Origin of the sequence: Paenibacillus haidiansis, from assembly GCF_036553665.1 — a bacterium.
In the GTDB taxonomy this organism is placed as follows: Bacteria; Bacillota; Bacilli; order Paenibacillales; family Paenibacillaceae; genus Fontibacillus; species Fontibacillus haidiansis.
This window is the reverse complement of the sequence record NZ_JAZHPZ010000035.1, coordinates 1-5,912: the sequence shown is the minus strand read 5'-3', so window position 1 is coordinate 5,912 and position 5,912 is coordinate 1. Positions and strand designations below refer to the sequence as shown.

Here is a 5,912-nt window from a genome sequence, read left to right as displayed (position 1 = left end):
TTTTCCGCTTTTGTGGCCGAGCCGGTCTCACAAATGGCCGATTTATACCACCCCGTTCACTGGAAACATACATATTCGTTTCCTATCTATGTGGGGCTATATCTGCTGGCTTCGAGCATCGCCAAGCGGGGCGTTGATTGCACAGATTCATCCTCGGTAGATAAATAAAGGCCAAAACCATAAGTTTACCGATTCCAAAAATCATGCCCAGATTCATGAGCTGCATATTTACCATGTCATTGTTAAAGACTCAAGTTTGTTAATTGATGATCTACCGGACCACTATCGATTCTCGTCATAACGGCTGACAACGAGTTCCTTTTGGAATAAGCATTTTTTTTAAGCATAGAATTTAATGATTCTATACTATACCAGGACATGGGTGAAATATGAAGAAAAATACAAGTATGATAATACAAATCGCCGCAACATATTCGGGAACCGTGGTGGGAGCCGGATTTGCTTCAGGACAGTCGATTATGCAGTTTTTCACGGTATACGGAGCCTATGGGGTATTAGGCATTTTATGCAGCACCTTTCTTTTTGTGTGGATCGGCACTAAAATGATGATTCTAGCTCACCGTATCAAAGCATTTTCATATCAGGAGTTTAATGTTTATCTGTTTGGCAAGATTTTCGGCAAAGTCGCAAATGCCTTGACTTTAATTATTCTATTTGGGGTAACGGCCGTGATGCTTTCAGGAACCGGTACCATTTTCGAAGAACAACTCCGTCTACCCTATCAACTGGGTATTATCATCAGCATCGTTTTGTGTTATCTGGTGATGACGAAGGAAATCAGCGGAATTATGTTCGTAAACTCGTTAGTTGTTCCCATGATGCTTTTTTTCACTATTCTCCTTGTCGTAAAGGTTGTCAGAATAGACAATATTTTTGATATAGTCGGTTGGCAGAACCAACAACTGTACAATTTGAAGTGGTTCGTGAGTCCGTTTGTGTATGCAGGATTGAATTTTGCTTTTATTCTAGCCGTTATGGTTCCTCTGGGGAGTGAGGTGGATGACGAAAGCGCATTAAAATGGGGAGGGTTTTGGGGAGGCATTGGTCTTGGTTTTATGCTTCTTGTCAGCCATTTTGCAATGAGCTCAAAGATGCCCGAGATTCTTCAATACGATATTCCGATGGCCGAGATTATTCGAGATTTCGGGCGGTATTTTCATGTATTGTTTTTGCTCGTAATCTATGGAGAAATATTCACCACATTGATAGGCAATGTATTCGGAATTTCTCGTCAAATCCAAAGTCTTTATAATCTTCCTAAAAGTTGGTTGGTTCTTGGCATATTACTTGCTAGTTTTTTGATTAGTCAAGCCGGTTTCACCTCCTTACTTACTTATCTTTATCCGCTATTTGGGTATATGGGTTTGATACTTCTTATTTTTTTAGCAGTTCAACGGATGCCCAGGGACTAAGTCTCCATATTTTTATAAGTTGATTCGGCACGAAATCCAACTATTGGGTAATTATGCTACTATCGGAATTAAGGCACAGGGTTCCATCGATCCAACTTCTTATTTCCAAAACTTTTGGCCTGCCGTCTTAATAGCTAACATAAATGACCTCCATAAGAATAAAGAATACAGCATAGGGTAGACAGTTGCATGTCATATAGAGTATTTCCAACGACTTCACCTAAAAATAGCTGAAATGAAGTCAAACGGTGTTACTTGACTAAATTGGTTTTTCCCTAACATCTTTGTAATGATGGACAATCCTACAAAACCTAGCAAGAACTCAATTGAGAATTGAAGAAACAACTTTTCATTTCCTCTTTCATCAAATGATTGGTGAAAGCAAGCACGCCGTTTGATCGAGAATCCGCTGCAAATGCGTGCGTTGAGGCGGGACTTCCATCCGTAAGGGAATGGAGTCCGCAAGATCATGCTCGAATTGTTCCGCCAGTTTTCGTGCTACTTCAGAACTGTACACAACTTCGCACACTTCATAATTCAGACGGTAGCTTCTTAAATCAAAATTTGAGGAGCCTGTCTCGGCAATTTCTCCGTCAATGATCATTAACTTCGCATGCAACACGCCTTTATTGTAGAGGTAGATATGAACCCCGGCTTCCAAAAGTTCTCCATAGTAGGTCCGACTTGCAGCTCCAACGATGATCGATACCACGTGGCGGGTAACTAAGCGCACTCGGACACCGCGAACCAAAGCTGCTTTAATCGCCATAATAATGTCTGCATCTGGCACAAAGTAAGGCGCGATATTCCAATGGGCGTCGAAGACTGCTTGCAGTTCGTTTGCAGGTTAACCCACTATTCGAATATGGGTGTCGCGTCAAAAGCCGACATTCGACTTTAATCCGGTATATCATCCCCGATATTGATGCCTCCAGTAAAGGCTTCCTGACGATCGAATACAACAATCTTACAATGATTTCGGCAACTCCAATAGGACAGCGCCCAAGGGAAGCGAATGGGGAAAAAAGATCGGCATTCAATTCCAACCTTCATCATTTGGCGGCCGTAGCCATGGGCGTGCGTTGGGCCTAGGGGGAACTTGGATACTGTCAGCTTTAGCAGTGGCGATGGGGGCGGCAGTGTTTAGGTTTATCCAAGGTTAGCTGTCTAAACAATAGAATAGTGGCGAAAAGAGATCAAACCCTACTCAACTTGTAGGGTTTGATCTCTTTTCTAATCTGTTCACCGATGAAAACAGACAAGCCATGTCCTCAATATTCATGGTTTGTCTGTTTTTCTTAAAACCCCTTATATTGAGGCTCTTCATTTTCCAACTGTTGTACGCGGCTTTCTACTTGCTGCACGATTTGTTGTGCTTGTTGGGCCGCATTCGTAAAGAGCGATTTTGCTTCTTGATTTTGTGTTTCCAAAGCAAATTGTTCCAGACTCGCCTGAGCACTTTTTAAAGATGCTACGCACGTTTTCACTTGAGAAGCAACTGTCACGGAATGTCACCTCCTTTACCTTAGGATAGGATAATGTTTCAGGGGTAATAGGAATAGATGCTTACATTCTCCCAATACCGAAATTAATATTTCCGTCTCGCAACAAAAGTATACGTTAGAAAAAAATTCAAATGGAAATGCATGAAAATAATGGAATTAGGACATATTAACTTTTGTCGATTAATGTGATTGGAAAGGAATGGTGATATTATGCCGGATTGGGTAGAAATCGCTTTGCGAACGTTATTGTCTATGGGGGTTCTTTTTGTCCTAACGAAGATATTGGGTAAACGACAGGTATCACAGCTTTCATTGTTTGAGTATATCACCGGAATCACGATCGGCAGCCTTGCAGCTTACGTTTCGTTGGATCTGGAGTCCACTTGGTATCTGGGCTTGGTTTCGATGACGGTTTGGACCGTTGTTTCTTTAGGGATTGAATTTTTACAGCTGAAAAGCAAAACGGCAAGAGACCTATTCGACGGCAAAGCAACAGTGCTCATTAAGGACGGCAAGATCATGGAGGATAACCTAAAAAAAGAAAGGATTACCACGGATGAACTTATGGAACAGCTTCGAATAAAGAATGTGTTCAAAGCTGCCGATGTTGAATTCGCCATCATGGAGTCAAGCGGTGACGTTAGCGTTCTTTTAACCAAGGAAAATCAACCGTTAACGCCTAAACACCTGGGAATAAATGTCGGGCCAGAACAAGAACCTCAATCGGTCATTATGGATGGAAAAATAATGGACGAACCGCTTGCCACGATAGGTCTAAACAGGAAATGGCTGGATACGGAACTGGAGAAATTAGGTGTTTCGATTGATAACGTATTTCTTGGACAGGTGGATTCCTATGGCCAGCTATACGTTGATTTATTTGATGATCAGATCAAAGTACCGAAACCCCAGAAAAAAGCCGCGTTGCTTGCAACATTGAAAAAGTGTGAAGCGGATCTCGAAATGTTTGGCTTATCTACCAAAGAACAAAATACAAAGCAGATGTACGAGCAATGTTCAAAAGCGTTAGAAAAGATTATTGATGAAGTTAAACCATTGCTGATTCGTTAACAATTCGCCAATTATACGTCAGCTGAAATTCGAGGAGGATGTTCATGGCAAATAATATAAAGAAAAATTTAACGCGGGTACAACAGGAATATAAAGAATTGGCGCAAAGCGTCGAACCTCCGAGGCCCATACTCAAAAACTTCATTCGTGCGTTTATAGCCGGCGGGGCCATTTGTTTGGTTGGACAAGCCATCCAGGAAATGTTTGTGCATTGGGGCGGCTTTGATGAGAAAAAAGCTGGAGACCCTACCGTGGCGGTTATGATACTCCTTTCTGTCATTCTGACCAGCATGGGGGTGTACGATAAGTTTGCCCAATGGGCTGGTGCGGGTTCCGCAGTGCCTGTGACGGGATTTGCGAATTCGATGGCATCCGCTGCGATTGAACATCAGAGTGAAGGTATGGTACTCGGTGTTGGCGGTAAAATGTTTAAACTGGCTGGACCGGTTATTGTATTTGGTACAGTCGCCGCCTTTGCGGTAGGAATTGTACATTTGCTGATCAAAGGCGGGGGAGGCTCTTAATATGTTAAAGGGACACCAGAGTTGGCTATTTGAGAACAAGCCGTTCATCCGATCAACAGCAACGGTAGTGGGTCCATTTGAAGGAAGAGGCCCGCTGGCCAAAGATTTTGACATTGTCCATGGAGAATCCATGATGGGACAAAAGAGCTGGGAGAAAGCAGAAAAGGTATTGATTGAAGAAGCGGCAAAACTGGCTATTGAAAATGCGGGGTTGACAAAGGAACAAGTACAGTTTTACATAGGCGGGGATTTGATGAATCAAATCATTAGCAGCAGTTTTGCCGCGCGAACATTATCGATCCCTTACATCGGTGTGTTTGGCGCTTGTTCAACCTCGATGGAAAGTCTGGCATTAGCAGCTAACCTTGTAAATTCCGGTTCGGCGAAATTTGTGTTGGCGGGGACATGCAGCCATGATTCCAGTGCGGAGAAACAGTTCCGATATCCGACCGAGTACGGTTCGCAAAAACCGCCAACCGCCCAATATACGGTAACCGGGGCCGGTGCTGCCATCGTATCCATGGAAGGTGACGGACCGGTTGTTACATCTGCCACCATTGGCCGGGTTATCGATATGGGCATTAAAGATCCGTTTAATATGGGCGCAGCGATGGCTCCTGCAGCGGTAGACACCATTGAGGCGCATGTTCGAGATTTGGGAATTGAACCGGGTTATTACGATTTGATCGTTACCGGCGATCTTGCGAAAGTCGGATATGAAATCGCCTGTAAATTGTTTAAGAAACATAACTTTCCCATCGAACAAACCGAATATTCCGATTGCGGGATGATGATTTACGATTATGAAACCCAAATGGTTCAAGCCGGAGCAAGCGGCTGCGGTTGTTCGGCAGTTGTTACCTATGGACATTTGCTAAATCGGATGCGAAGAGGTGAGCTGAAACGAATCCTCGTTGTCGCTACGGGGGCGCTGCTATCCCCGATTTCATTTCAACAAGGGGAAAGCATTCCTTGTATCGCTCATGCCGTATCCATAGAGGCAGGAAGGGAGATATTATGATTTTTCTTTGGGCTTTTTTGGTGGGAGGTGCAATCTGTGTTTTCGGACAATTTTGTTTTGATGTCTTGAAACTTACACCGGCCCACACCATGACCCTGCTTGTTGTATTGGGCGCGATTGTCGACGGAATTGGATGGTATGATCCGCTGATTGAATTTGCCGGGGCAGGAGCATCGGTCCCGATTACAAGCTTTGGTAACGCTCTTGTCCATGGTGCGCTTCAAGAACTAAAGAGCAATGGCTGGATTGGGATCATCACCGGAATTTTCGAAGTGACCAGTGCCGGAATATCCGCAGCGATTATTTTTTCGTTTCTCGCTGCATTGTTCGTAAAACCCAAAGGATAATACGGGGCCCA

At 43.7% G+C, this 5,912-nt stretch carries 8 protein-coding genes; 5 read left to right on the top strand and 3 right to left on the bottom strand.

Annotated elements, in window-relative coordinates; genetic code table 11:
• Nucleotides 1-389: 389 nt before the first annotated feature.
• On the top strand, nucleotides 390-1,433 hold the full coding sequence (locus V3851_RS26720) for a YkvI family membrane protein (protein WP_331849422.1): 1,044 nt from the start codon (nucleotides 390-392) through the stop codon (nucleotides 1,431-1,433).
• Between the two features lie 216 nt (nucleotides 1,434-1,649).
• Here V3851_RS26720 and V3851_RS27050 read toward each other — a convergent pair whose 3' ends face one another.
• The 3 genes from V3851_RS27050 to V3851_RS26705 form a co-directional block, all read right to left on the bottom strand.
• Nucleotides 1,650-1,904: a DUF421 domain-containing protein gene (locus V3851_RS27050; protein ID WP_371264636.1), complete on the bottom strand. Its 255-nt coding sequence runs from the start codon at nucleotides 1,902-1,904 to the stop codon at nucleotides 1,650-1,652.
• Entirely contained in the window at nucleotides 1,798-2,202 is a 405-nt protein-coding gene (locus tag V3851_RS26710; protein WP_331849421.1) for a phospholipase D-like domain-containing protein, read from the bottom strand. The genes V3851_RS27050 and V3851_RS26710 overlap by 107 nt, the downstream gene beginning before the upstream one ends.
• A 529-nt stretch (nucleotides 2,203-2,731) precedes the next feature.
• Complete coding sequence (locus V3851_RS26705) at nucleotides 2,732-2,938, bottom strand: DUF1657 domain-containing protein (protein WP_277748943.1); 207 nt, start codon at nucleotides 2,936-2,938, stop codon at nucleotides 2,732-2,734.
• Nucleotides 2,939-3,148: 210 nt separating this feature from the next.
• On the opposite strand from V3851_RS26705, the gene V3851_RS26700 reads away from it, so the two are divergent.
• From V3851_RS26700 to spoVAE, 4 genes are read left to right on the top strand one after another with little or no spacing between them, the layout of a single operon-like run.
• Entirely contained in the window at nucleotides 3,149-4,009 is an 861-nt protein-coding gene (locus V3851_RS26700) for a DUF421 domain-containing protein (RefSeq protein ID WP_331849412.1), read from the top strand.
• 44 nt (nucleotides 4,010-4,053) lie between these two features.
• Nucleotides 4,054-4,533: a stage V sporulation protein AC gene (spoVAC, locus tag V3851_RS26695; RefSeq protein WP_005832062.1), complete on the top strand. Its 480-nt coding sequence runs from the start codon at nucleotides 4,054-4,056 to the stop codon at nucleotides 4,531-4,533.
• Between the two features lies 1 nt (nucleotide 4,534).
• Nucleotides 4,535-5,554 (top strand): stage V sporulation protein AD, encoded by a 1,020-nt coding sequence (spoVAD, locus tag V3851_RS26690; protein WP_127510464.1) that lies wholly within the window; start codon nucleotides 4,535-4,537, stop codon nucleotides 5,552-5,554.
• Nucleotides 5,551-5,901 (top strand): stage V sporulation protein AE, encoded by a 351-nt coding sequence (gene spoVAE, locus V3851_RS26685; protein ID WP_005832063.1) that lies wholly within the window; start codon nucleotides 5,551-5,553, stop codon nucleotides 5,899-5,901. Before spoVAD ends, spoVAE begins: the two co-directional genes overlap by 4 nt.
• The last annotated feature ends 11 nt before the right edge of the window (nucleotides 5,902-5,912 follow it).

Excerpts from the sequence above, each read along its gene's own strand:
- V3851_RS26720 (WP_331849422.1), top strand. The coding sequence starts at position 390 with ATGAAGAAAAATACAAGTATGATAATACAAATCGCCGCAACATATTCG.
- V3851_RS27050 (WP_371264636.1), bottom strand. The coding sequence starts at position 1,904 with ATGATCTTGCGGACTCCATTCCCTTACGGATGGAAGTCCCGCCTCAAC.
- V3851_RS26710 (WP_331849421.1), bottom strand. The coding sequence starts at position 2,202 with ATGGCGATTAAAGCAGCTTTGGTTCGCGGTGTCCGAGTGCGCTTAGTT.
- V3851_RS26700 (WP_331849412.1), top strand. The coding sequence starts at position 3,149 with ATGCCGGATTGGGTAGAAATCGCTTTGCGAACGTTATTGTCTATGGGG.
- spoVAC (WP_005832062.1), top strand. The coding sequence starts at position 4,054 with ATGGCAAATAATATAAAGAAAAATTTAACGCGGGTACAACAGGAATAT.
- spoVAD (WP_127510464.1), top strand. The coding sequence starts at position 4,535 with ATGTTAAAGGGACACCAGAGTTGGCTATTTGAGAACAAGCCGTTCATC.
- spoVAE (WP_005832063.1), top strand. The coding sequence starts at position 5,551 with ATGATTTTTCTTTGGGCTTTTTTGGTGGGAGGTGCAATCTGTGTTTTC.